Source organism: Streptomyces griseorubiginosus, assembly GCF_036345115.1.
GTDB lineage: Bacteria > Actinomycetota > Actinomycetes > Streptomycetales > Streptomycetaceae > Streptomyces > Streptomyces griseorubiginosus_C.
Map to the genome: position 1 here is coordinate 5,602,088 of NZ_CP107766.1, position 24,963 is coordinate 5,627,050.

Here is a 24,963-nt window from a genome sequence, read left to right on the forward strand (position 1 = left end):
GTTGAGACAGGTGCCGGGCTGCGGCAATCCTTCCCGGGTTCCGTTACAGCGGACCCTACGGTTCCGTAACCTACGGCGACGTAAGTATGGCAGTGCGTCGCCGTCTCACGGCAAGAGCCCAAACGTCTGCGCGTCCGCATGGACACCTATCCTTGGAGTCGGTCGGACAGCGCGGTCCGCTCTGATTTCTTCCCGGATGTCCGGCCCGTATGCGGCGGCTGCCGCACGACCGCACTCCGGGTTCCCCTCCCGGACGAGCTTCAACACTGCAAGGAGCCGCACCTGTGAGCAGTGCCGACGACCTGACTACGAGCGCCACGTCGACCAGCAGTGAGCTGCGCGCGGACATCCGCCGGCTGGGCGATCTCCTGGGCGAGACCCTCGTCCGCCAGGAGGGTCCCGAGCTGCTGGACCTGGTCGAGAAGGTGCGCCGCCTCACCCGTGAGGACGGCGAGGCCGCCGCCGAGCTGCTGCGCGGCACCGAACTGGAGACCGCCGCCAAGCTGGTGCGCGCCTTCTCCACCTACTTCCACCTGGCCAACGTCACCGAGCAGGTGCACCGCGGCCGCGAGCTGCGCGCCCGCCGCGCCGCCGAGGGCGGTCTCCTCGCCCGTACCGCCGACCGCCTCAAGGACGCCGACCCCGAGCACCTGCGCCAGACGGTCGCCAACCTCAACGTCCGCCCGGTCTTCACGGCCCATCCGACGGAGGCCGCCCGCCGCTCGGTGCTGAACAAGCTCCGCCGGATCGCCGCCCTGCTGGAGACGCCGGTCATCGAGTCGGACCGGCGCCGCTACGACACCCGTCTGGCCGAGAACATCGACCTGGTCTGGCAGACCGACGAGCTGCGGGTCGTACGTCCCGAGCCGGCCGACGAGGCCCGCAACGCCATCTACTACCTCGACGAGCTGCACGCCGGTGCCGTGGGTGACGTCCTGGAGGACCTCACCGCGGAACTGGAACGCGTCGGCGTCAGAATCCCCGACGCCACCCGCCCCCTCACCTTCGGCACCTGGATCGGCGGCGACCGTGACGGCAACCCCAACGTCACCCCCCAGGTGACCTGGGACGTCCTGATCCTCCAGCACGAGCACGGCATCAACGACGCCCTGGAGCTCATCGACGAGCTGCGCGGCTTCCTGTCGAACTCCATCCGCTACACCGGCGCCACCGAGGAACTCCTGGAGTCCCTCAAGGCCGACCTGGAGCGCCTCCCGGAGATCAGCCCCCGCTACAAGCGGCTGAACGCCGAGGAGCCGTACCGCCTCAAGGCCACCTGCATCCGGCAGAAGCTGGAGAACACCAAGACCCGTCTGGCCAAGGGCATCCCGCACGAGGACGGCCGCGACTACCTCGGCACCAGCGAACTGCTCCAGGACCTCACCCTGATCCAGACCTCGCTGCGCGAGCACCGGGGCGGGCTCTTCGCGGACGGCCGGATGGACCGCACCATCCGCACCCTGGCCGCCTTCGGCCTCCAGCTCGCCACCATGGACGTCCGCGAGCACGCCGACGCCCACCACCACGCACTCGGCCAGCTCTTCGACCGTCTCGGCGAGGAGTCCTGGCGGTACGTCGACATGCCCCGCGAGTACCGGGCCAAGCTGCTCGCGAAGGAGCTGCGCTCCCGCAGGCCGCTGGCGCCCACCCCGGCGCCCGTGGACGCGGCCGGTGAGAAGACCCTCGGCGTCTTCCAGACCGTCAAGCGGGCCCTGGAGGTCTTCGGACCCGAGGTCATCGAGTCGTACATCATCTCGATGTGCCAGGGCGCCGACGACGTCTTCGCCGCCGCGGTCCTGGCCCGCGAGGCGGGACTGCTGGACCTGCACGCCGGCTGGGCGAAGATCGGCATCGTGCCGCTCCTGGAGACCACCGACGAGCTGAAGGCCGCCGACACCATCCTGGAGGACATGCTCTCCGACCCGTCGTACCGCAGGCTCGTGGCCCTGCGCGGCGATGTGCAGGAGGTCATGCTCGGCTACTCGGACTCCTCCAAGTTCGGCGGCATCACCACCAGCCAGTGGGAGATCCACCGGGCGCAGCGGCGGCTGCGCGACGTGGCCCACCGCTACGGCGTGCGCCTGCGGCTCTTCCACGGCCGCGGCGGCACCGTCGGGCGTGGTGGCGGCCCCTCGCACGACGCGATCCTCGCCCAGCCCTGGGGCACCCTGGAGGGCGAGATCAAGGTGACCGAGCAGGGCGAGGTCATCTCCGACAAGTACCTCGTGCCGTCGCTGGCCCGGGAGAACCTGGAGCTGACGGTCGCGGCCACCCTCCAGGCCTCCGCCCTGCACACCGCACCGCGCCAGTCCGACGAGGCGCTGGCGCGCTGGGACGCGGCGATGGACGTGGTGAGCGACGCCGCCCACGCGGCCTACCGCAGGCTCGTCGAGGACCCGGACCTGCCGAACTACTTCCTCGCCTCGACGCCCGTGGACCAGCTCGCCGACCTGCACCTCGGCTCCCGGCCTTCCCGGCGCCCCGGCTCGGGCGTCTCCCTCGACGGACTGCGCGCCATCCCGTGGGTGTTCGGCTGGACCCAGTCCCGGCAGATCGTCCCCGGCTGGTTCGGCGTCGGCTCGGGCCTCAAGGCGCTGCGGGAGGCCGGGCTCGACACCGTGCTGGACGAGATGCACGAGCAGTGGCACTTCTTCCGGAACTTCATCTCCAACGTCGAGATGACGCTCGCGAAGACCGACCTGCGCATCGCCCGCCACTACGTCGAGACCCTGGTCCCCGCCGGGCTCCAGCACGTCTTCGCCGACATCGAGGCCGAGCACGAACTCACCGTCCGCGAGGTCCTGCGCGTCACCGGCGAGGCCGAACTCCTCGACGCCCAGCCCGTCCTCAAGCAGACCTTCGCCATCCGCGACGCCTACCTGGACCCGATCTCCTACCTCCAGGTGACCCTCCTCAAGCGCCAGCGCGACGCGGCCGCCGCGGGCGAACAGCCCGACCCGCTGCTCTCCCGCGCCCTGCTGCTCACCGTCAACGGTGTGGCGGCGGGCCTGCGCAACACCGGCTGAGTCCGGACACGACAGTGCCCCCGGGGTTCCTCCCCGGGGGCACTGTCATGTCGTACGTCAGGCCCGGCGCCGCCTGACCACGAGGTAGCCGCCGGCCGCCAGCAGCGCGGCGGAGACGCCCGCGAGCAGGCCCACGGGAGCGCTGCTGCCGGTCTCGGCGAGGTCACCGGTCGAGCCCTGCGCGGAGGCGGAGGAGGAGGCCGACGCGGAGGCCCCGGCCTCGGTGGACTCGCTGGGCTCGGCGCTCGGCCCGGTGCTCGGGCCGTCGCTCGGCTCGGTGGTGGACGAGCCGGACGGCGTGGGGGTGGCCGACCCGGTGGGCGTGGCCGTACCGCCGCCACCGCCCTGCTCGTCCTCGCAGTCCGTCCAGAACACCTTGTGCTTGGCGGCCTTGGAGTTCTCGCCCTCGAAGTTCCAGAACAGCTTGTAGTGCCCGTCGGGCAGGGACAGGTCGTCCGTACGGCCGTGACCGTCGGAGTCCAGCGTGATCTCGCCGGACTTCACGGTCTCGCCCTTGACGTCGGCCGTCGGCGCCCAGGCCTCGATGTGCCAGTCGACCTCCTGGACCGAGTCGAAGCCGAAGGCGTCCAGGTAGAAGGTGCAGACGTGCGGCTCGTTCTTGCGGAGCTCTTCGCCGGTGGTGGCGTCGTGGATCTTCACGGTGCCGTTGTCACCGGGCACGGTGGCGTGGGCGGCCGGGGCGACGAGGAAGGCCGCCGTGGCGACGGCGGACAGAACACCGGCGCGGCTGAGGGTACGCATGGGGCAGTCATCCATCTTCGAGAGTGAACGGGAAGATGTGGAGGGGGCGGCTTAGCATCCAGCCGTCACTGACCTCTGGTCAATCACAAACCGACAACAGTCACATGCTCCACAGAAGCGGAGAACGGCGAAAGCTGTCAGATGGTCACGAAAGCGGCCGTGAGCAGCGCGATCCCGGATCCCGCCAGTACCCACGCGAACCGCGTCCGGCGCAGACCGCCCGCCACGACCACCGACGCGAGCAGCAGCGCCCCGCCCATCGGCACCCAGGAATAGAGCACTCCGGCGGGCCCCGACCGTACGACGTCGTCGCTGCCGGGCTTCACCACGACCGAGTAGGCCCGGCCCTTGCGCACCGCCACCGACTTCTCGATGTCGACCCGGTCCCGCGCCTCGGACCCGTGCGACATCGGCGTGTACGGCCCGCTGCACACGTCCCGCGAGCAGCGCGCCACCTCGATCGTGCCGCGCTCGCGCCCCTTCGTCAGCATCACGTACTGCGCGCTGCCCCAGGACGCCCACACCCCCGCGACCAGGATCAGCACCGTGACCGCCCCCATCGACGCGAGCCGCCCGAACCGCAGTGCGGCGGTCGAGGCCTGGCGGGCGGCTGAACGGGAGGCGGCGGCGGTGGCAGGCATGGCCGGGATCATTGGCCATGGAATTGCCGGAAGTCAATGCGGGCCAGGGCGGGCTAGGAGTTGTACGTGCTCTGCGCGCGCTCGAGCCCCTCGGTCACCAGCGCCTCCACCGAGTCGGCCGCCCGGTCCACGAAGTAGTCCAGCTCCTTGCGCTCGCTCGACGAGAAGTCCTTCAGCACGAAGTCCGCCACCTGCATACGGCCCGGCGGACGCCCGATCCCGAACCGCACCCGGTGGTACTCGGCCCCGAACGCCTTCGTCATCGACTTCAGCCCGTTGTGGCCGTTGTCCCCGCCGCCGAGCTTGAGGCGCAGCACGCCGTAGTCGATGTCGAGCTCGTCATGGATCGCCACGATGTTCGTGACCGGCACCTTGTAGAAGTCCTTGAGCGCGTTCACCGGTCCGCCGGACAGGTTCATGAACGACATCGGCTTGGCCAGGATCACCCGCCGGTTGGCCGGCCCGGGCGGCCCGATCCGCCCCTCGACGACCTGCGCCTGCGCCTTCCCGGCCCGCTTGAACCGGCCCCCGATCCGCTCGGCCAGCAGATCGGCCACCATGAAGCCGACGTTGTGCCGGTTGCCCGCGTACTCGGGTCCCGGGTTACCGAGGCCGACGATCAGCCACGGGGCGTTGGCGGGGGTAGTCACGTCCATCTCTCCTCTGCACATGCCGCAGCCGCCGCCCCCTGAACAGGGGCGGCGGCTGCGAGCGTATACGGCTACAACCGCGGTGCCGGGCGCCGGGGAAGCGGCGGCACCGTCACCGCGGCCGAAACGCCGGTCAGGCCTCGGCGGCCTCGTCGCCCGCGGCCTCTTCGCCCTCGGACTCCTCGGCCTGCGCGGCCAGCACCTGGAGGACGACGGTCTCGCCGTCGACGTCCAGCGTGGTGCCCTTCGGCAGGGTGATGTCCTTGGCGAGGATGGAGTCACCGGCGGTCAGGCCCGCGATGGAGACGGTGACCGACTCGGGGATGTGCGTGGCCTCGGCCACGACCGGAAGCGCGTTCAGGACGTGCTCCAGCAGGAAGGCACCCGGGGCCAGCTCGCCCTCGGTCTGGACGTAGACCTCGACGTTGACCTTCTCGCCGCGCTTGACCAGCAGCAGGTCGACGTGCTCCAGGAAGCCCTTGATCGGGTCGCGCTGCACGGACTTCGGGATCGCCAGCTCGGTGGTCTTGCCGTCGATGTCCAGGGAGATCAGGACGTTCGACGTGCGCAGCGCGAGCAGCAGCTCGTGGCCCGGGAGGGTCAGGTGGACCGGGTCGCCACCGTGGCCGTAGAGAACACCGGGAACCTTGGAGTCACGGCGGATGCGGCGGGCGGCGCCCTTGCCGAACTCGGAACGGGTCTCGGCGGAGATCTTGACCTCGGACATGCGGATCACTCCTCGTATGGGTGAGAGACGGACAGGGTCACCCGGCCACGAACGGCCTGCTACGAAGAGCGCGTCGATAACGGATCGCCGTACCCATGGATACGGCCTCCCTCGCCGAGCAACCTGTGCAGTCTACTCAGCGGGGGAGGCCGTAGAAAAATCGATCATGCAGAAGCGTTTTTACGGCTTACTGCTCGTCGAACAGGCTCGTCACCGAACCGTCCTCGAACACCTCACGCACCGCGCTCGCGATCGTCGGCGCGATCGACAGGACCTTGATCTTGTCCAGGTCCCGGGACAGCTCACCCGGCGTCGGCAGCGTGTTCGTGAACACGAACTCGCTCACCCGGGAGTTCTTCAGCCGGTCGGCGGCCGGGCCGGACAGCACACCGTGCGTGGCCGTCACGATGACGTCCTCCGCACCGTGCGCGAACAGCGCGTCCGCGGCCGCGCAGATGGTGCCACCGGTGTCGATCATGTCGTCGACCAGGACACACACCCGGCCCTTGACCTCACCCACGACCTCGTGGACGGTCACCTGGTTCGCCACGTCCTTGTCGCGGCGCTTGTGCACGATCGCCAGCGGCGCGCCCAGCCGGTCGCACCAGCGGTCCGCGACCCGCACCCGGCCCGCGTCCGGCGAGACCACCGTCAGCTTCGCCCGGTCGATCTTCTGCCCCACGTAGTCCGCCAGCAGCGGCAGCGCGAACAGGTGGTCCACGGGGCCGTCGAAGAAGCCCTGGATCTGGTCGGTGTGCAGATCGACGGTCAGGAGGCGGTCGGCGCCGGCCGTCTTCATCAGGTCCGCGATCAGTCGCGCCGAGATCGGCTCACGGCCGCGGTGCTTCTTGTCCTGGCGGGCGTAGCCGTAGAACGGCACGATCACCGTGATGGAGCGGGCCGACGCGCGCTTCAGGGCGTCGATCATGATGAGCTGCTCCATGATCCACTGGTTGATCGGAGCCGTGTGGCTCTGGATCACGAAGCAGTCCGCACCACGGGCCGACTCCTGGTAGCGGACGTAGATCTCGCCGTTCGCGAAGTCGAAGGCCTTCGTCGGGACGACCCCGACACCCAGCTGCTGGGCGACCTCCTCGGCAAGCTCGGGGTGGGCGCGGCCGGAGAAGAACATCATCTTCTTCTCGCCGGTCGTCTTGATCCCGGTCACAGCTGTCTCCTCAGAGGTGTCTCAGCGGGGTGTGCACTTATCACGGTACGACGACTTCGGCGCACCTGTTTCCGGTCAGCTCTCGCGCTCACGCTGGCCAGAGGCCGCTTCCGCGGCCTTCGCCGCCGCGCTCCCCGGGCGCTTCCGGGCCACCCAACCCTCGATATTCCGCTGCTGGCCACGGGCCACGGCCAGCGAACCGGGCGGCACGTCCTTCGTGATCACCGACCCCGCCGCGGTGTACGCGCCGTCCCCGACCGTGACAGGAGCCACAAACATGTTGTCCGAACCCGTGCGGCAGTGCGACCCGACCGTGGTGTGGTGCTTGTCCTGTCCGTCGTAGTTCACGAACACGCTCGCGGCACCGATGTTGGAGTACTCACCGATCGTCGCGTCACCGACATAGGACAGGTGCGGCACCTTCGTCCCCTCGCCGATGCTCGCGTTCTTCGTCTCCACGAAGGTGCCGATCTTGCCCTTCGCGCCCAGCCGGGTACCGGGACGGAGCGAGGCGTACGGCCCCACGATCGCGCCCGCCCCGATGTGGGCGCCGTCGGACACCGTGTTGTCCACCCGGGCCCCGGCCTCGACGACGGTGTCCTTGAGCCGGCTGTTGGGGCCCACCTCGGCGCCCTCGCCGATGTGGGTGGAGCCGTGCAGCTGGGTGCCCGGGTGGACGACGGAGTCCTGGCCGAAGGTGACGCTCACGTCGACCCAGGTGGTGGCCGGGTCGATCACCGTGACACCGGAGAGCATCGCGCGCGTCAGCAGCCGGTCGTTGAGGATGCGGCGGGCCTCGGCGAGCTGCACCCGGTTGTTGATCCCGGCGATCTCGCGGTGGTCGGCGGCGACGGCGGCGCCGACCCGGTGCCCGGCCTCACGCAGGATGCCGAGCACGTCCGTCAGGTACTCCTCGCCCTGCGAGTTGTCCGTGCGGACCTTGCCGAGCGCGTCGGCGAGCAGCTGACCGTCGAAGGCGAACACACCGGAGTTGATCTCCCGGATGGCCCGCTGCGCCTCGGAGGCGTCCTTGTGCTCGACGATCTCGGTCACGGCACCGGAGACGGCGTCCCGCACGATCCGCCCGTACCCCGTCGCGTCCGGCACCTCGGCGCTCAGCACGGTGACCGCGTTGCCGTCCGAGGAGTGCGTGGCGGCAAGGGTGTTGAGGGTCTCACCGGTCAGCAGCGGAGTGTCCCCGCACACCACGACGACGGTCCCCTCGACAGAACCGCCCAGCTCCTCCAGGGCCATCCGTACGGCGTGCCCGGTGCCGTTCTGCTGCGCCTGTACGGCCGTCCGTACGTCGGCGTCGGTGCCGGCGAGATGCGCGGTGACCTTCTCCCGGGCGTGCCCCACGACCACCACGAGGTGCTCGGGCTCCAACTCACGGGCCGCGGCGAGCACATGACCCACGAGACTGCGACCGCACAGCTCGTGCAGGACCTTGGGTGTGGCCGACTTCATACGGGTGCCCTCACCCGCTGCGAGAACGACGACGGCTGCCGGGCGAATGGCGCTCACGGGATGCCCTTCGGCTGTGGAGGGGGTGGGGTGACATCCGCAGGATACCGGGGCGTTTCCTGGGGGACATGAGAGCGGGCCCTGACAGTGCTGTCAGGGCCCGAACAGGCTGTTGCTCCCCCGCCAGGACTCGAACCCGGACAAATGGCACCAAAAGCCACGGTGCTGCCAATTACACCACGGGGGAATATCTCGACTGAACCGGACATTCAGTCAAGTCGCCGAGCGCGCCTCCTACTATGCCGTACCAGGCGCCTTCGATGCGACGGTACAGATCGGCGCTCGTGGAATGTGGGGTTCCGGGTTCGAACGGTGAGCGATTCGGCAGTTCGAGGGATATCGGGCGGTTTCGTGGTCGATCGGTCACTCGCTGTGGTGTAGGCCAGTCGTCGAAATGCGCCGGAAAACCTCGCACCGGCGAACGTAGTCTGGAGCCATGACCACGACGGGGGAAGACACCACCGCGGCTCAGACGGGGCCGTGGTGGTGGGCAAGGTGGCGCAGTGCGGTGCTGGACGTGGGCCTGGCGTCGGCGTCCGCGGTGGAGTGTGCGTTCGAGGGGATCCGGTTCGCGGAGGACGCCGGGATCCCGATGGCCGCGGGGATCGTGTTCGGGGTGCTGGCCGGATCGGTGCTCCTCATCCGGCGGAAGTGGCCGATCGCCGTGGTGCTGGTGAGCATCGCGATCACGCCCGCCCAGATGGGCTATCTGATGGGCATCGTCGGCCTCTACACGCTCGCCGCGTCGGAGCTGCCGCGCCGGATCATCGGATCGCTGGCGGGGATGTCCCTGGTCGGGATGCTGATCGTGATGTTCGTGCGGGTGCGGCAGGACCCGGGGCGGGCCGACCTGGACCTCGGGGACTGGTTCGTCCCGTTCGTGTCGATCACCACCGCGATCGGGATGACCGCCCCGCCCCTGCTGCTGGGGCTGTACGTCGGGGCGCGGCGGCGGCTCATGGAGAGTCTCCGTGAGCGGGCCGACGACCTCGAGCGGGAGCTCCAGCTGCTCGCCGAGCGGGCCGAGGAGCGGGCGGAGTGGGCGCGGAACGAGGAGCGGACGCGGATCGCCCGGGAGATGCACGACGTCGTCGCGCACCGGGTGAGCCTGATGGTGGTGCACGCGGCCGCGTTGCAGGCCGTGGCCCGGAAGGATCCCGAGAAGGCCGTCAAGAACGCGGTCCTGGTGGGGGACATGGGGCGCCAGGCGCTCACCGAGCTGCGGGAGATGCTCGGCGTGCTGCGCAGCGGGGACGGGTTCGGGCGCAAGGAGTCGGCGGCGGTTCCGCTCGTCGCCGTGGGCGTGGCGGCGGCAGCGGCGGCCTCGCGGGCCGTGGACGAGTCCGACGGGCCCTGTCTGGACGATCTGGAGGCGTTGATCGGGCAGTCGGCCGAGGCGGGGATGGCGGTGGACCTCTCGGTGGAGGGCGAGGTGCGGTCCTATCCCGCGCAGATCGAGCAGACGGCGTTCCGGGTGGTGCAGGAGGCGTTGACGAACGTCCACAAGCACGCGGCGGGCGCCAAGACGCACGTACGCCTCGCGCACCGGGTGTCGGAGATCGCGATGCAGGTGGAGAACGAACCGCCGCCCGAGGTGTCCTCCCTCACGTCGGCCCGGTTGCCCTCGGGGGGCAACGGCCTGGTGGGGATGAAGGAACGGGTCGCCGCGCTGGGCGGGGTGTTCGTGTCGGGGCCGACGGAGGCGGGGGGATTCCGGGTGTCGGCGGTGATTCCGGCGGCGTGAGGCCGCCGCGGGCTCAGCCGGCGGTGAGGCGGGCCGGTTCGACGCCGGCGAGGAGGCCGGCCAGGGCCTGGTCGATGTCCGGGCCGAGGTACCAGTCGCCGGTGTGGTCGAGGGCGTAGACCCGGCCCTCGGTGTCGATGGCCAGCAGCGCCTGGGTGTCGGTCTCGGCGCCGAGGGGGCAGACCTCGGTGTCCAGCGCGCGGCCCAGGTCGGCGAGGGTGCGGGCCATGTGGAGGCCGTGCAGCGGGTCGAGGTGGAGGTGGGCGGGGGCGACCTGGCGGCCGGGGCCGGTGGGGGTCAGGTGCAGTCCGCCGAACTCCGCCCAGGCCTCGACCGCGGCGGGGAACACGGCGTGCCGGTGTCCGGCCGGTGAGGTGTGCTCGCGCAGGGTGTCGGCCCAGATCTCGGCCTGCTTTATGTCCCAGCGTCCGGGCAGCCAGCCGGCGGCGCGCAGGACGGCGTCGACGGGGACGGGGAAACGGGTGCTGTTGGTGCGGTCGGGGTGCATCTGCCCTTCGCGTTCGTCGAGGTCATGGGTGGGCGCCGGGGGAGCGGAGGCGCCGTTGTGCGGATGGTGCCGGTGGTGCGGGTGTGTGGTGGCTGGTCGTGCAGCGCCTGTGGGGGTGCCGGGTCCTGTTGTCGGGCGGCTCGAGGTCCGTCGTGGCTGGTCGCTCAGTTCCCCACGCCGCTGAGGAGTTGCAGTCGACCCGCGCCACGACCGGACCGTCAGCCGCCGTCCGTCGTCGGGTCGACGATGCGTACCCCGAAGTGGGCGCTCAGGGCGGTGCAGGCGCGGCAGGGGGCGGCGAAGCTGCCGTGCAGCGGGTCGCCGTCCTCCCGGATGCGGCGGGCGGTGAGCTTGGCCTGCTTGAGTGCGCGGCGGGCCTCGCCGTTGGTCATGGGTTTGCGCGCGGCGCGCTTGCTGCGGGCGGCGTCGGCGGCGGCGATGTGCCGGGATATGAGCATGGTCTCGGCGCAGCGCCCGGTGAAGCGGTCGCGCCGGTCGCTGCCGAGGGTGTCGAGGAAGTCCTGGACGAGCGGGTGCAGTTGCGGCGGCTCGTCGCCGCGGGCGGCCGTCGAGGTGAGCGTGGCGCCGCGGACGGAGAGGGCGGCGGCGACGGTGGGCAGTATGCCGTCGCGGCGGTGGTGGAGGGCGGGCGCGTGAGGTCTCTCGGCGCTGCTCCAGCCGATGCGGGGATCGCCGCCGAGACCCGTGTGCGGGTGGCCGTTCGCGCCGGCCGTGGCGCCCTCGTACGGCCCTGTGTGCGGTCCCGTCTGCGTCGTGTTCATGATCATCATCCCCTCCCGGGCATCCCCCCGGACGTCACAGACTGCCAAACGGCGTGGCTGGTGCGGAAGCTGGGGCGGCGCGACACGCCCGGGTTCGACCGCGCTGTCACGGCGGGGTGACGGCTGGTCACGGAAGCGGAGGGGCCCTGCCCGGTGCCCGGTGACCGGTGTCGTCGTACCGCATAGGCTGTTCGCACCGCGATCCAAGTGGTCGCCGCGATGCGCGCGGTTGACGCGTGGAGACGGACGAGACAGTCGATACGGTGCGTGACGGCCCGCCCTGCCAGGGGGAGCCGCCGTGCGTCGTACCAGAGCGCCGCAGGGGGCTTCAGCGATGACGACAGGTCGGCTCGGGCAGAAAGCCGCGCCGCCGAACGCGGCCTATGCCGGGCAGGTCGTGCATTTCCCGGATCCGGTCCGGGCCGCGCGTCATCCCAGAGGGGTGCGGGTGGACGAGCGCGGCTACCCCGACTTCTCGCCCTACGCGCGCGCGGCCGCCGAGATCGCCGAGCCGCCGGAGGGCTTCGGGGTCGACGAACTGCGGCTGACGGACTACGTGTCGGCGAACGCGGCGCTCGCGGCCACCGGTCACGACCTGTGGGACACGGTGCCGGCGGTGGCGACCCCGCACGGCTGGACCTGGCACCACGTGGTGGGTTCGCGGCGTCTGGAGCTGGTCCCGGTGGAGGTGAAGGCGCTGCTGCGGCACCACGGCGGGATCGCGACGACGCGCGTCGACCAGAACAAGCGCGGGACCCGGCCGCTCCAGGAGACCCGTCCGGCGCACTTCGGGCTCCCGAAGTCGTCGGTGGCGGTGACCGAGTCGCAGGTGCTGGGGGTCGAGGAGGACCTCGGTTACCGGCTGCCGGGCGCGTACCGGTCGTTCCTGAAGGCGGCGGGCGGGTCCGCGCCGGTGGGGGCGGCGCTGGACGCGGAGCTGGGGCTGCTGGTGGACCAGCCGTTCTTCACCGTGCGGGACGAGGCGGCGGTCAACGACCTCGTCTACGTCAACAAGTGCCTGCGCGACCACCTCACCAAGGACTATCTCGGCGTCGGCTTCGTCCAGGGCGGACTGCTGGCCGTGAAGGTGAAGGGCGAGGAGATCGGTTCGGTCTGGTTCTGCGCCTACGACGACGCCCGCGACGCCGATCCCTCGCTGCCGCCGGCCGAGCGGGTACGGCGGCTGCTGCTGCCCTGCGGTGCGGACTTCGACGTGTTCCTGTCCCGACTGGCCGGTAATCCACCGGAGTTGGAGACGGTGGCGAACCTGATGGTGGACGGTGGGTTCGCCCGTGCCGTTCCCGTGTCTTCTTCCGTGTCGGGGGAGTGAGCTTCAGCGATGGTGACGTTCGCGCAGGCGCAGGAGCGCGCGGAAGAGTGGATCAACGGGGATGTGCCGGCGTACCAGCACCGTGAGGTGCGGGTGCGGGAGTTCGATCTCGGGTTCGTGGTGTGGGCCGAGGACCGGGCGGACGGGCCGCGCTCCGACGGCGGTGCGCAGCGGTTGGTGATCGCCCGGGACAGCGGGGAGGCCACGCTGTGGCCCTCGCTGCCGGTGGGTGAGGTGATCCGGCGCTACGAGGAGGAGTACGGCCGGGACTCCGGCCCGACCGACGCGGCACCGACGCCGCCGGCTCGGGTGGACCTCAACCAGACGTCGTTCCTGCTGACTCCGCCGGAGTGGTTGCAGGACGCGGCGGACAAGTTGGGGATCGGGGGGCGGGGGGACGGCGACTCCGGGGCTGATGCGGGGGTGGCTGCCGGGTCCGGTTCTTCCGGGGGCGCGGGGGCGGCTTCCGGTGCGCGGCCGTGGACCGGGACCGACACCAACGGGGGTGAGGACCTGTCCGTGGCGTTGCCGGACACGGTGTTCTCGTCGCCGGGGAACGAGGTCGAGGACGCGGTTCCGCCGACGCCGGAGGTCTCGGACGCGGTGCGTGGCGGGTCCGGTGGGGCGGGGTACGGGTATCCGCAGACGGCGGGTGGGGCGGGGGCGCCTGCTTCGGGTGGGCCGGGGGTGGGTGTTTCGTCTCCGCCGCCTGCTTCGGGTGCGTCTTCGTACGGGTATCCGCAGGGGGCGGGTGGGGCCGGGGCACCTGGTACGCCTGCGCCGAGCGGGGAGGCGAACGCGGGGGCCGGTGGTGTGCCTGCCGCTTCGCCCGGGGCGTCTTCGTACGGGTATCCGCAAGGAGCGGGCGGGTCCGGCGGACCGGGTACGCCGGCGGCGAGCGGGCAGGCCTACGGCTCTCCTCAGACTCCGGGTGCGCCGCCGGCCTCGCCCGGGGCGTCCTCGTACGGGTACCCGCAGGGGGCCGGGGCGGGTCAGCCGCCGGGAGCTCCTGGTGCTCCGGCGCCCGCGCCGAGTGCGGGGGACATCGCCGACCTCGCGACCAGCAAGTTGGCGCCTCCGGGGCGTGGTGCGCAGGGCGGCGGCTCAACTCCGCCGCCTCCGCCGGGTGCTGCGGGTGTGCCCGGTGCGCAGCCGGGGAGCACGCCCCCTGCGGGTGGCGGGTACGTGCCCACCCAGTTCGTGTCGGCACCGGGCGCCGAGGCCCCCTCGGGCTCGGGCCCCGGCACCGGCCCCACGCCGCCGCCTCCGCCGGGGGCACAGGGATTCCCCGGAGCTCCGGGGGGACCGGCAGCACCGGCGTTCCCGGGTGCTCCTGGTGTGCAGGGAGGGCAGGGTCCCGGTGCGCCGGGTGCGCCGAACGCGCCTGGTGGACCGGCGTTCCCCCATGCCCCGGCAGCACCGAACGCGGCCGGTGGCCCCGCGTTCCCCTATGCCTCAAGCACTCCCGGTGCTCCGGGCGCTCCCGAAGGACCGGGATTCCCCGGTGGAGCGGGTACTTCAAGCGCGCCGGGTGCGCCTGGCACCCCCGCTCCGCCTCCGCCTACCGGCACTCCTGGCTCGCTTCCGCCTCCCGGCACCCCCGGCCCGCCTCCGCCCCCCGGCACCCCCGGACCGCCCCCACCTCCCGGTGCCCCCGGCGCGCCGCACCCCTCCGGCACCCCCGCCGCACCGCAGCCCCCCGGCGCCCCCGGTGTTCCGGGCGGTACGCGTGGAGCCGTGCACCATGCCGAGACCGTGCTGTCCACACCGCCGCCCGGCGCCCCGGGTGCCGCCGGCGTGTCTGCGCCGCCCCCGCCTCCAGGGGCCGTAGGGGCTGTAGCACCCCCCGGTGCCGTCCCCCCGCCCCCCGGGCAGGCCGCGGCGTACGGTTACCCCCAGCAGTCGCAGCCCACCGTCGGTCCCGGGTATCAGGCCGTGTTGCGGTATCGCGCGCAGGACGGGTCGGAGCAGCAGGTGATCCGGCGTTCCGCGCCGGGGACGCCGCATCCGGAGTGGCAGATCTTCCACGAGCTGCGCGGTATGAACGTGCCGCCGGACCAGGTGCTGGAGCTGCACACCGAGTTGGAGTCGTGCGAGCTGCCGGGTGCGTACTGCGCGCGGATGATCCGGGAGCAGTGGCCGCAGGCACGGATCACCAGCATCGCCCCCTACGGCACCGACCACGCCAGCCGCCAGCAGGGCATGCGGCAACTACTGGCCCACCAGGGCGAGTTGCACCAGGTGGCGGACGGCCCCGCCCGCCCCGCACCGGTGCGTGCCCCCCTGCCGCCGGTCCAGGCCGCGCCCCCGGTCCCTCCGGAGGGCGTCGCCCAGGAACTCGCGGCCGCGTTCGGCCCGGGCGTCTTCCGGTTCGAGCAGATCGCGGTGGACCGTCAGGGCGTGCCGCCGGTCGTCGCGCACTCACTCGTGGTGGCGGGACTGCCGTTGGACATGGGCCCGTTCTTCTGGGCGCAGGCCCAGCCGGGCCGCCCGGTGCCGACGCTGGCGGAACTCGCCGCCGAGCGCGGGGTGCGGCCGGCCTCGGACGCGGGGTCGTACCTCGTCATGGGCAGCGACTTCGGCAAGGCGGTCTGCGTGCAGTACGGGACGGCGAACATCGTCGCCGTACCCGTGGAGGCGGGCCCGGGCGGTGCGCCCGTACCGCCGCAGTTCGTGAACACCGGCCTGCCGGAGTTCCAGCGCTGTCTGGCGCTGCTCGGCCGGATGTGGCGGCTGCGCTTCGGCCTGAACCAGGAGCAGGCCGGCCGCTGGACCGTCGACTTCCAGGCCCAGCTGGCCTCGCTCGATCCCGCGGCGCTGAGTTCGCCGGAGAGCTGGTGGTCGGTGCTGCTGGAGGAGATGTGGGACGGGCTGCTGTGAGGCCGCGTAGCCGCTGATCCGCTGATCCACGCGCGGGTGCAGAGGGCCGGACCGGGTCGTATGACCGGGTCCGGCCCTCTCGCGTGGGCGCGCCGGCCGCCGTGACCTGTCCGCGGAGTGTCGCGTTATGAACATTTCCGTCCGATACATCAAGATGTGCGCGAAATCATCATTTTGTGTCCGTTCGGGTTGTTTCGGCGGAGAGGGTTCCAGGATGAGCAGCGCACCGGTGTCGCCCCAGGGGTTCATGGCCGTACGGGGGCGTGGCTACCGCCCTGAACAGGTCGACGCGTTCGCCGCCGCCCTGTCCCGGGACCGCGACGCCGCGTGGGAACGCGCCGCCCGGCTCACGGTGCTCGCCAAGGACATGGCGGCGGAGGCGGTCCGGCTGCGGGAGGTCGTGGCGGAGCTGGCCCCGCAGACGTACGAGGCGCTCGGGGAGGGCGCGCGCCGGCTCTTCGAGCTGGGGCAGGAGGAGGCCGGGGCCGTCAGGGAGCGCGCTCGGCAGGAGGCGCGGCGGCTCGTGGACGAGGCGCGGGCGCACGCGGACGCCGTACGGGATGCCGCGCAGGCGCACGCCGACTCCGTGCGCTCCGAGGCCGAGGAACGCGCCCGTCACCGGCTGCTCGCCGCCCGCGCGGAGGCCGACGAGATCCGGGTCGCCGCCCGGCGCGAGGTGAAGGAGGGGCGCGGGGAGGCGCTCGCCGCGTTGCGCGAGGTACGGCAGCGCACCATCGGGATGCTCGCCGAACAGGCCAAGGAGCACGCGGAACGCTGGGCCGAGGTGGAGCGCGCCGAGGAGCGGCGCGCGGTCGGAGGGGACGCGCGGGACGCCGAACGGGTGGCGCGTGCGGAGGAGTCGCTGTCGGAGGCGAAACGGGAGTTCGCGGCGGCGGAGGCGGCGGTGCGGCAGAGCGAGGAGGAGGCACACGCGCGTGCGGCCGAGATCCTCGCACAGGCGCGTGCAGAGGAGGAGCGCATCGCCGGGGAGACGGAACGGGTCCTCCGCGAGCACGCGGCGCGGTGGGACGACGTACAGGCACAGATGGACCAGGTGCGCAGCAGCCTGACGGCGCTGACGGGGAGGGCGGCGATGGAGTGACGGGTGCCTCGGGCCGTCGTACGGCTGCGGGTGAGTGGCGGCTGGTCGCGCGGTTCCCCGCGCCCCTCAAGGAGCTTCACTGATCCCACTCGAGGGGCGCGAGCAACCACGAACCACCCGCAGCAGTACGTCGGCCCCTTAAGACCCCTTCCTGACCGCCCCCGCCAGGATCCACCCCTCCACCGCCTCGTACTGCCCCCGCTGTTCCTCCGCCTTCCGGCGCCCGGAGACGACCGTCCCCAGCCAGCCGAGGGCGAAGCCCGCCGGGATCGAGATGAGCCCGGTCGTCGTGAACGGGAGCCAGTTGAAGTCGGCTTCGGGGAACGCGGACACGGGCGAGCCGGAGACGAGGTTGGTGCCCGGCATCAGCGCGAGGACCGTGGCCGTGCCGCCGAGCAGCGTGCACAGCAGCCCGGTCCGGGTGTAGCGGCGCCAGAAGAGGCTGAACACCAGGGCGGGCGCGAGGGCGGACGCGCCGACGCAGAAGGACAGGATCACCAGCGGCTGGAGACTGCGGTGCTGGATCAGCGTCGCGAGGAGGATCGTGGGGACGCCGACCGCCAGCGCCGAGACGCGGGCCACCAGGATCTCCCGGCGCGGTGACATCGACCGCGCCCGCGTCGCGAACACGTCGTGCGCGAGGGAGTTCGCGCAGGCGAGGATCATGCCGGCGACGGAGGCCAGCAGGGTGAGGAAGAGCGCCGTGGTGACCGCGGTGAAGAGAAACGTCTCTCCGGTGGACACCTCCGGGCCGAACGCCGCCCGCGATCCCAGCAGGTACGCCGTGTTGCCCTGCGGGTCCGCCTCCGCGATCACCGTCCGCCCGATCATCGCCGTCGCGCCGACCCCGACGACCGTGATGACCAGGACGAACACGGCCACCGACGAGACCGCCCAGGACATCGAACGCCGTACCTGACGCGCGCTGTTGGCGGTGTACATGCGCATGGTGACGTGCGGCAGACACGCCCCGCCGATGACGACCGCCAGCTGCGAGGTGATCATGTCGAGGCGCGGGTACGGCCCGCCCGCGAACTCCAGCCCCGAGTTGAGGAAGTCCTGCCCGACCCCGCTCTGCCGGGCCGCCGTGTCGAACAGTGCCCCCGGGACCCAGGAGAACCGGTTCATGACCAGGACGGCGACCACGGCCCCCGACCCGAGCAGCATGACCATCTTCAGGATCTGGATGAGGGCGGTGCCCTTCATGCCGCCGATGGCCGCGTAGCTGATCATCAGCATGCCGAGTCCGATGATGAACCCGGTCTTCAGCGAGTCGCCGTCGAACCCCAGGATGAACGCCAGCAGTTGGCCGGCCCCGGCGAGCTGCACCAGCATCAGCGGCAGCAGCGCGGCGAGGGTGACCAGGCAGGCGGCGATGCGCACGGGGCGTCCCGGCATCCGGCGCGCGAACGCGTCGCCCATGGTGAACCGGCCCGCGTTGCGCAGGGGTTCGGCCAGCAGGAACATCAGCAGCATCAGCGACAGGGCGGTGCTGAGGGCGAGGACGACACCGTCGTAGCCGAAGAGCGCGATGACCCCGCCGGTGCCGAGGACGGTCGCGGCGGAGATGTAGTCGCCCGCGATGGCGAGGCCGTTGCGCATGGGGGAGAGCGAGCTGAAGCCGGTGTAGAACTCGTCGAGGTCGTCGCCGTCCGGACCGGTCATCACGCACAGCAGCAGGGTGAGGGTGGCGACGGCGGAGAACGCCACCAGGCTCATCGCCTGCGCGGAGTCACTGAAGCCGGTCACCGGGTCGCCGCCCCTCGTCTGGCGTCCACTTCGGACTGCTTGCGGATGCGGTCGGCGAGCGGATCGACGGAGCGGCGCGCGGTGTGCTCGTACAGGGCGATCGCGAGCCAGGTGACGGGCAGTTGGAGCAGGGCGAGGAGCAGCCCGGTGGGCAGGCCGTCGGTGAGGCCGCTCGCCATGAAGGACGGGGCGTACGCCGACAGCACCAGGAAGAGCGTGAAGTAGCCGAGTGCGGTGAAGGTGGCGGTGCGCCGCTGTCGGCGGTAGGCGCCGCGCAGGATCCGCAGGTCGCTGTGGTGGCCGATCGGGGAGCGGTGGCGTGTGGGACGTGGGGCGGGTTCGGGTGGCGGTTCGGGGGGTTGCCAGGGGTAGGTGGGATGCGGCTGGGAGCGGTCGAAGGACATCCCGGGGCTCCTTGCGTGGCTCGGGTCCGGTGCGGTGGACCGCAGGGAGTTGGGGGGTGGACGGGGAGCGGAGCCCCGCACGTTACCGGCCGGTTCGAAGTTGTACAGCCCTTTCGGCAAACTGATTGGTCGGTATGCGCTTACTTCTCTGACCTGCGGTGTTACCCGCGTTAACTCGGACTTTTGGTCGCGTCGGAGCGTGTGCGGGCGCCTACTTCGGGTGCGCGGACGGCACGACGGGGTGGCAGCGCGCCCCGCCCTCGCCGTCGTCGTCCTCAGGCACACCGGCAACCGCGCCTCGACCACCGCCCCGGCTCCGAAGCCGGAACTGCGGCAGGCGTCGGCAGCCTCGCGCCTCTATGACCCCGCAAGCCCGAACGGATCGAGGTCCGCGGCTTCCGCGGTGACGGTCTCTTCAAGACGGCGCTCTCCGCGGTCCTGCTGTTCGGCGTGGTCGTGTTCGTGCTCGGCGAGACCGTCTTCTGACCCGCGGGGGTCTTCACGCGCGTGTGGCCGCGTGCGTCGGCCTGCGTCGCCCCCGCGGCGGTCACTGCTCCTTGAGGACCGGGAAGCGGCGCGGGGCGAGGAACAGCAGTACCGCGAACGCCAGGGCCGCCGCGCAGCCCGCGCCCGCGTACACCGCGTGCACCGCGTCCGCGACGGCCGCGCGGGTCGCCTCCGGGGCGGGGCCGGCGTCCAGTGCGCGCGTGACGGAGTCCAGGTCGCTCGCGCCGCCGAGGCGGGCCGCAAGGACGCCGTTCGCCACCGCGCCGAACAGCGCCGCGCCCACCGTCTGGCCGGTCTGGCGGCAGAACAGGACGGACGCGGTCGTCGTGCCGCGTTCCGCCCAGCCGACCGTCGACTGGACCCCGACGAGCAGGGGGAGCTGGAACAGGCCCAGGGCGGCGCCCAGGAGCAGCATCAGCAGGGTGGGCTGCCAGGCCGCGCCCGGGTAGGGCAGGAGCGGGAACGCGAAGAGGATCAGGGCCGCCGCACCGATGCCCAGCATCGCCGTACGGCGGAAGCCGATGCGCCGGTACACGTGCTGGCTCAGCGCCGCCGACGCCGGCCAGCTGAGCGTCCAGACGGACAGCACGAATCCGGCGGCGACCGGGGTGAGGCCGAGCACCGACTGGGCGTACGTCGGCAGGAAGACCGTCGGGGCCACCATGAGCAGGCCCAGCGCGCCGAGGGCCAGGTTCACCGCGGCGATGGTCCTGCGGCGCCACACCCAGCCGGGGATGATCGGCTCGGCCGCGCGGCGCTCGATCAGGACCACGACGGCCACCAGGGCGAGCCCCGCGCCGAACAGGCCCAGGGACGGCCCCGACAGCCACGCCCACGCCACCCCGCCCTGGACGAGCGCCGTCAGCAGTATGCCCCCGCACGCGAACACCGCGAGCGCGCCCGCCCAGTCGACACGCGCGCGCGTGGCGGGCTTTTCGCGGACCGGCTCACGCAGATGACGGACGATCAGCCACAACGCCACCGCTCCTATGGGGAGGTTGACCAGGAAGATCCACCGCCAGTCCGCGTACGCCGCGAGCACGCCGCCGACACCTGGGCCCGCGACCGCGGCCACCGCCCACACGGTGGACAGCTTGGCCTGGATCTTCGGGCGTTCCTCGAGCGGGTAGAGGTCGGCGGCGAGCGTCTGGACCGTGCCCTGGAGCGCGCCGCCGCCGAGTCCCTGGAGGATCCGGAAGGCGATCAGCGCGCCCATGTTCCAGGCCACCGCGCACAGCAGCGAGCCGGCCAGGAACACCGCCGCGCCCACCACCAGCACCGGCTTGCGGCCGAAGGTGTCGGACAGCTTGCCGTACACCGGCAGCGTCACCGTCACGGCCAGCAGGTAGCCGGAGAACAGCCACGAGAAGACCGAGAAGCCGCCCAGGTCGCCGACGATCTGCGGGACGGCGGTGGAGACGATGGTGGAGTCGAGGGCCGCGAGGGCCATCGCGAGCATCAGGGCCGCCACCACGGGCCCGCGCCGGTGCGTGGAGACGGGCCGCGCGGACGCGCCCACGGCCGGCTTGATGTCGTCCACGTCGTCCACGGCGATTCCTTCCCCCTGCATCTATCTGGCGGCGACCACTCTCCCACTTGACCCTCACGCGGCGGCAGGGTGCAGCCTCGGTGGACCAGGGGGTGGAGCCGGGGTGGAGCTGTACCCCTAGATCGCCTCCACCCGTCGGTGGACTGCCCCTAGGGGTACCTCCCTCCTACGGCTCGGGGAGGGTTCGTACCCCCGGAGGAGGAGAAGGGCCACCCTCCGTCCTTAACCTGGCTTTACGCCGCTGGGGAGCGGTGGGGGAGGGGCCGCAGGATCGACGGGGGTGGGGTTTTCCCCCGTAGAAGAGGGTGCTGAGCACCAGCGCGCCGGACCGCCCCGCGGGACCAGACTGAGCGCCGTAATCAAGCAAACGCACCGATCGCCCAGCTGATCGGCTGTTCCACCGCTGTTTCTTGCTGACCGACATAGGAGACATACCGTGACATCGGCTGTGACCATCACCAGGCACGGGGGCACTGGAGGGCGTACGGCCGTTGCCGCGCGGGCGCGGCAGGTCGTCAAGGCGTACGGGTCCGGTGAGACCCGCGTCGTCGCCCTTGACCATGTGGACGTGGACATCGCGCGCGGACAGTTCACCGCGATCATGGGCCCCTCGGGGTCCGGCAAGTCCACCCTCATGCACTGCCTCGCCGGACTCGACACCGTGACGAGCGGTCAGATCTACCTGGACGAGACCGAGATCACCGGCCTCAAGGACAAGAAGCTGACGCAGCTGCGCCGGGACCGGGTCGGGTTCATCTTCCAGGCGTTCAACCTGCTGCCGACGCTCAACGCGCTCGAGAACATCACGCTGCCCATGGACATCGCCGGCCGCAAGCCCGACAAGCAGTGGCTCGCGCGGGTCGTCGACACCGTGGGCCTCGCCCAGCGGCTCAAGCACCGGCCCACCCAGCTCTCCGGCGGCCAGCAGCAGCGCGTCGCCGTGGCCCGCGCCCTGGCCGCCCGCCCCGAGATCATCTTCGGTGACGAGCCGACCGGAAACCTCGACTCGCGCGCGGGTGCCGAGGTCCTGGGCTTCCTGCGCCGTTCCGTCGACGAGCTCGGCCAGACCATCGTGATCGTCACGCACGACCCGGTCGCCGCCTCGTACGCGGACCGCGTGCTGTACCTCGCCGACGGCCGGATCGTCGACGAGATGCACAAGCCGACCGCCGAGGCCGTCCTGGACCGCATGAAGGACTTCGACGCCCGGGGGCGCACGTCATGACCGTCATGAAGACCTCGATGCGCAACTTCTTCGCGCACAAGGGACGCATGGCCCTGTCGGCCGTCGCGGTCCTGCTGTCGGTCGCCTTCGTCTGCGGCACGCTGGTGTTCACCGACACGATGAATACCACCTTCGACAAGCTCTTCACGGCCACCTCCTCGGACGTGACGGTGAGCGCCAAGGGCGCCTCCGACAGCGGCGAGACGACCTCCGACAACGGCAAGCCGCCGGTCATGCCGGCCTCTGTGCTGACCAAGGTGCGCGAGGCCCAGGGCGTGAAGTCGGCGGAGGGGACCGTCTTCTCGACCTCGGTGACCGTCGTGGACGCCGACAAGGACAACCTCTCGCCCTCCAGCGGCGCCCCGACCATCGTCGGCAGCTGGAACGCCAACGACGCCCGCACCATGAAGATCACTTCGGGTACGGCGCCGAAGAACGCCGGCCAGATCATGGTCGACGCCGACACCGCCGACAAGCACCACCTGAAGCTCGGTGACGACATCGGCGTGATCAGCGCGGTCGGCACGCACCACGCCAGGATCTCCGGCATCGCCGACTTCCAGGTCACCAACCCCGGTGCCGCGATCTTCTACCTGGACACGAAGACCGCCCAGCGGACGCTGGTCGGCGAGCCGGGCGTGTACACGAACGTCAACGTCACGGCCGCCTCCGGGGTCACCGACGCCCGGCTGAAGACGAACGTGGCCGCCGAGCTCGGCGGTGCCTACAAGGTGCAGACGGCCAAGGAGACCGCCGACGCCAACCAGAAGGACGTCGAGGGCTTCATGAACGTCATGAAGTACGCGATGCTCGGCTTCGCCGGGATCGCCTTCCTCGTCGGCATCTTCCTGATCATCAACACCTTCTCGATGCTGGTCGCGCAGCGCACCCGGGAGATCGGCCTGATGCGGGCCGTCGGCTCCTCCCGCGGCCAGGTCAACCGGTCCGTGCTCGCCGAGGCGCTGCTGCTGGGCGTGTTCGGCTCGGTCCTCGGGGTGGGCGCGGGCGTCGGGCTCGCGGTCGGGCTGATGAAGCTCATGGGCTCCATGGGCATGCATCTGTCGACCAGCGACCTGACGGTCGCCTGGACGACCCCGGTGGTGGGCCTGCTGCTCGGCGTGGTCGTCACCGTCCTGGCCGCCTGGCTGCCCGCCCGCCGGGCGGGCAAGGTCTCCCCGATGGCCGCCCTGCGGGACGCGGGCGCCCCGGCGGACGCCAGGGCCGGTGTCGTACGCGGTGTGCTGGGCGGGCTGCTGACCGCCGGCGGCGGCTACGCGCTCTACCTGGCCGCGTCCGCCGACAAGGCCAAGGACGGCTCCCTGTGGCTCGGCCTCGGCGTGGTGCTCTCCCTGATCGGCTTCGTCGTGATCGGCCCGCTGCTGGCCGGTGGCGTGGTGCGCGTCCTGGGCGCGATCGTGCTCAGGGTGTTCGGTCCGGTCGGCCGCATGGCCGAGCGCAACGCCCTGCGCAACCCGCGCCGTACCGGAGCCACCGGCGCCGCCCTGATGATCGGCCTCGCGCTGGTCGCCTGCCTCTCGGTGGTCGGCTCCTCCATGGTCGCCTCGGCCACCGACCAGCTCGACAAGACCGTCGGCACGGACTTCATCATCCAGTCCGACAACGGGCAGCTGGTCACGCCGGCCGCGGTGAAGGCCGTCAAGGACACGCCCGGCCTCTCCAGGGTCACCGAGTACAAGATCACGGAGGCCGACTACACGACCCCCGACGGCAAGACGCTCAAGGACACCGACATCACGGCGGCCGACCCGACGTACGCGACCGACCTGCGCACCAAGACGGTCGCCGGGAACCTCGCCGACGCCTACAAGCCCGACTCGATGTCCGTCCACGAGAAGTTCGCCAAGGCGCACGGCATCCACCTGGGCTCGAAGATCAAGGTCGCTTTCAAGGACGGCGCGACCGCGAACCTCACGGTCCGGGCGATCACCAGCAGTGACGTCGTCATCGACGCGGGCTCCAAGTACACGTCGATCGCGACCCTCGCCAAGTACGTGCCGGCCGACAAGATGCCCCTCGACCAGCTGGTCTTCGCCTCGGCGAAGGAGGGGCAGACGGACGCCGCGTACAAGTCCCTGAAGTCGGCGCTGCACGACTACCCGCAGTACACCGTGCGCGACCAGACCGACTACAAGCAGGCGCTGAAGGACCAGATCGGCCAGCTCCTGAACATGATCTACGGCCTGCTGGCCCTCGCGATCATCGTCGCGATCCTGGGTGTCGTGAACACCCTGGCGCTCTCGGTGGTCGAGCGGACCCGGGAGATCGGCCTCATGCGGGCGATCGGCCTCTCGCGGCGCCAGCTGCGGCGGATGATCCGGATGGAGTCGGTGGTGATCGCCCTCTTCGGCGCGCTGCTCGGCCTCGGCCTGGGCATGGGCTGGGGCGCCACCGCCCAGAAGCTCCTCGCCCTGGAGGGCCTGAAGGTCCTGGAGATCCCCTGGCCGACGATCATCGCGGTCTTCGTCGGCTCGGCCTTCGTGGGCCTGTTCGCCGCCCTGATCCCGGCGTTCCGGGCGGGCCGGATGAACGTGCTGAACGCGATCGCGACGGAGTAGTCACTCCGAGACGGGGGAGCGGGCCCGGCGCCGAGGAGTCACGGGGGACTTCTCGGCGCCGGGTTCGTGCTTTCTCTTTTCAGCCCGTCCGGCGTTTGAGGACGAGGCC

At 71.4% G+C, this 24,963-nt stretch carries 18 protein-coding genes and 1 tRNA gene; 7 read left to right on the plus strand and 12 right to left on the minus strand.

Annotation, left to right across the window (positions count from 1 at the left end):
* Positions 1 to 284: 284 nt before the first annotated feature.
* Complete coding sequence (ppc, locus tag OHN19_RS25435; RefSeq protein ID WP_330266412.1) at positions 285 to 3,026, plus strand: phosphoenolpyruvate carboxylase; 2,742 nt, start codon at positions 285 to 287, stop codon at positions 3,024 to 3,026.
* Positions 3,027 to 3,083: 57 nt separating this feature from the next.
* Here ppc and OHN19_RS25440 read toward each other — a convergent pair whose 3' ends face one another.
* From OHN19_RS25440 to OHN19_RS25470, 7 genes are all read right to left on the minus strand, one after another.
* Positions 3,084 to 3,788: an LPXTG cell wall anchor domain-containing protein gene (locus tag OHN19_RS25440; protein ID WP_330266413.1), complete on the minus strand. Its 705-nt coding sequence runs from the start codon at positions 3,786 to 3,788 to the stop codon at positions 3,084 to 3,086.
* 137 nt (positions 3,789 to 3,925) lie between these two features.
* Positions 3,926 to 4,441 carry a hypothetical protein gene (locus tag OHN19_RS25445; protein WP_330266414.1) on the minus strand — a complete coding sequence of 172 codons (516 nt, stop codon included), beginning with the start codon at positions 4,439 to 4,441 and terminating at the stop codon, positions 3,926 to 3,928.
* A 41-nt stretch (positions 4,442 to 4,482) separates the two neighbouring features.
* Positions 4,483 to 5,085 (minus strand): aminoacyl-tRNA hydrolase, encoded by a 603-nt coding sequence (gene pth / locus OHN19_RS25450; RefSeq protein WP_330266415.1) that lies wholly within the window; start codon positions 5,083 to 5,085, stop codon positions 4,483 to 4,485.
* A 127-nt stretch (positions 5,086 to 5,212) separates the two neighbouring features.
* Positions 5,213 to 5,806, minus strand: coding sequence for a 50S ribosomal protein L25/general stress protein Ctc (locus OHN19_RS25455; RefSeq protein ID WP_330266416.1), 594 nt, complete (start codon positions 5,804 to 5,806; stop codon positions 5,213 to 5,215).
* A 187-nt stretch (positions 5,807 to 5,993) separates the two neighbouring features.
* The gene (locus tag OHN19_RS25460; RefSeq protein ID WP_330266417.1) at positions 5,994 to 6,974 is read right to left on the minus strand and encodes a ribose-phosphate diphosphokinase; all 981 of its coding nucleotides are present in this window, start codon (positions 6,972 to 6,974) and stop codon (positions 5,994 to 5,996) included.
* Between the two features lie 75 nt (positions 6,975 to 7,049).
* On the minus strand, positions 7,050 to 8,498 hold the full coding sequence (gene glmU, locus OHN19_RS25465) for a bifunctional UDP-N-acetylglucosamine diphosphorylase/glucosamine-1-phosphate N-acetyltransferase GlmU (RefSeq protein WP_330266418.1): 1,449 nt from the start codon (positions 8,496 to 8,498) through the stop codon (positions 7,050 to 7,052).
* A gap of 115 nt (positions 8,499 to 8,613) precedes the next feature.
* Positions 8,614 to 8,685: transfer RNA gene (locus OHN19_RS25470), tRNA-Gln, on the minus strand.
* A gap of 249 nt (positions 8,686 to 8,934) precedes the next feature.
* Here OHN19_RS25470 and OHN19_RS25475 point away from each other — a divergent pair.
* Positions 8,935 to 10,242 (plus strand): sensor histidine kinase, encoded by a 1,308-nt coding sequence (locus OHN19_RS25475; RefSeq protein ID WP_330266419.1) that lies wholly within the window; start codon positions 8,935 to 8,937, stop codon positions 10,240 to 10,242.
* Between the two features lie 13 nt (positions 10,243 to 10,255).
* Here OHN19_RS25475 and OHN19_RS25480 read toward each other — a convergent pair whose 3' ends face one another.
* Positions 10,256 to 10,750 carry an SUKH-3 domain-containing protein gene (locus tag OHN19_RS25480; protein ID WP_330266420.1) on the minus strand — a complete coding sequence of 165 codons (495 nt, stop codon included), beginning with the start codon at positions 10,748 to 10,750 and terminating at the stop codon, positions 10,256 to 10,258.
* Positions 10,751 to 10,968: 218 nt separating this feature from the next.
* Positions 10,969 to 11,541 carry a YwqJ-related putative deaminase gene (locus OHN19_RS25485; RefSeq protein ID WP_330266421.1) on the minus strand — a complete coding sequence of 191 codons (573 nt, stop codon included), beginning with the start codon at positions 11,539 to 11,541 and terminating at the stop codon, positions 10,969 to 10,971.
* A gap of 325 nt (positions 11,542 to 11,866) precedes the next feature.
* Between OHN19_RS25485 and OHN19_RS25490 the strand changes: the two genes are divergently transcribed.
* The 3 genes from OHN19_RS25490 (at position 11,867) to OHN19_RS25500 (ending at position 16,844) form a co-directional block, all read left to right on the plus strand.
* Positions 11,867 to 12,862, plus strand: a complete 996-nt coding sequence (locus tag OHN19_RS25490) for an SMI1/KNR4 family protein (protein WP_330266422.1) — start codon at positions 11,867 to 11,869, stop codon at positions 12,860 to 12,862.
* 9 nt (positions 12,863 to 12,871) lie between these two features.
* Complete coding sequence (locus OHN19_RS25495; RefSeq protein ID WP_330266423.1) at positions 12,872 to 15,742, plus strand: SUKH-4 family immunity protein; 2,871 nt, start codon at positions 12,872 to 12,874, stop codon at positions 15,740 to 15,742.
* A 214-nt stretch (positions 15,743 to 15,956) separates the two neighbouring features.
* The gene (locus OHN19_RS25500; RefSeq protein WP_330266424.1) at positions 15,957 to 16,844 is read left to right on the plus strand and encodes a cellulose-binding protein; all 888 of its coding nucleotides are present in this window, start codon (positions 15,957 to 15,959) and stop codon (positions 16,842 to 16,844) included.
* Between the two features lie 138 nt (positions 16,845 to 16,982).
* On the opposite strand, the gene OHN19_RS25505 is transcribed toward OHN19_RS25500, so the two are convergent.
* The 3 genes from OHN19_RS25505 to OHN19_RS25515 all read right to left on the minus strand — a co-directional run bounded on the left by OHN19_RS25505 (position 16,983) and on the right by OHN19_RS25515 (position 21,074).
* Positions 16,983 to 18,593 carry a cation acetate symporter gene (locus OHN19_RS25505; RefSeq protein WP_330266425.1) on the minus strand — a complete coding sequence of 537 codons (1,611 nt, stop codon included), beginning with the start codon at positions 18,591 to 18,593 and terminating at the stop codon, positions 16,983 to 16,985.
* Positions 18,590 to 18,997 carry a DUF485 domain-containing protein gene (locus OHN19_RS25510; protein ID WP_330266426.1) on the minus strand — a complete coding sequence of 136 codons (408 nt, stop codon included), beginning with the start codon at positions 18,995 to 18,997 and terminating at the stop codon, positions 18,590 to 18,592. Before OHN19_RS25510 ends, OHN19_RS25505 begins: the two co-directional genes overlap by 4 nt.
* Before the next feature lie 547 nt (positions 18,998 to 19,544).
* A complete protein-coding gene (locus OHN19_RS25515) occupies positions 19,545 to 21,074 on the minus strand; it encodes an MFS transporter (protein ID WP_330266427.1) in 1,530 nt (509 codons plus the stop codon).
* A gap of 415 nt (positions 21,075 to 21,489) precedes the next feature.
* On the opposite strand from OHN19_RS25515, the gene OHN19_RS25520 reads away from it, so the two are divergent.
* Together OHN19_RS25520 and OHN19_RS25525 are read left to right on the plus strand one after the other, a co-directional pair.
* A complete protein-coding gene (locus OHN19_RS25520) occupies positions 21,490 to 22,278 on the plus strand; it encodes an ABC transporter ATP-binding protein (protein ID WP_330266428.1) in 789 nt (262 codons plus the stop codon).
* Entirely contained in the window at positions 22,275 to 24,854 is a 2,580-nt protein-coding gene (locus tag OHN19_RS25525) for an ABC transporter permease (RefSeq protein ID WP_330266429.1), read from the plus strand. The genes OHN19_RS25520 and OHN19_RS25525 overlap by 4 nt, the downstream gene beginning before the upstream one ends.
* Positions 24,855 to 24,963 lie beyond the last annotated feature (109 nt).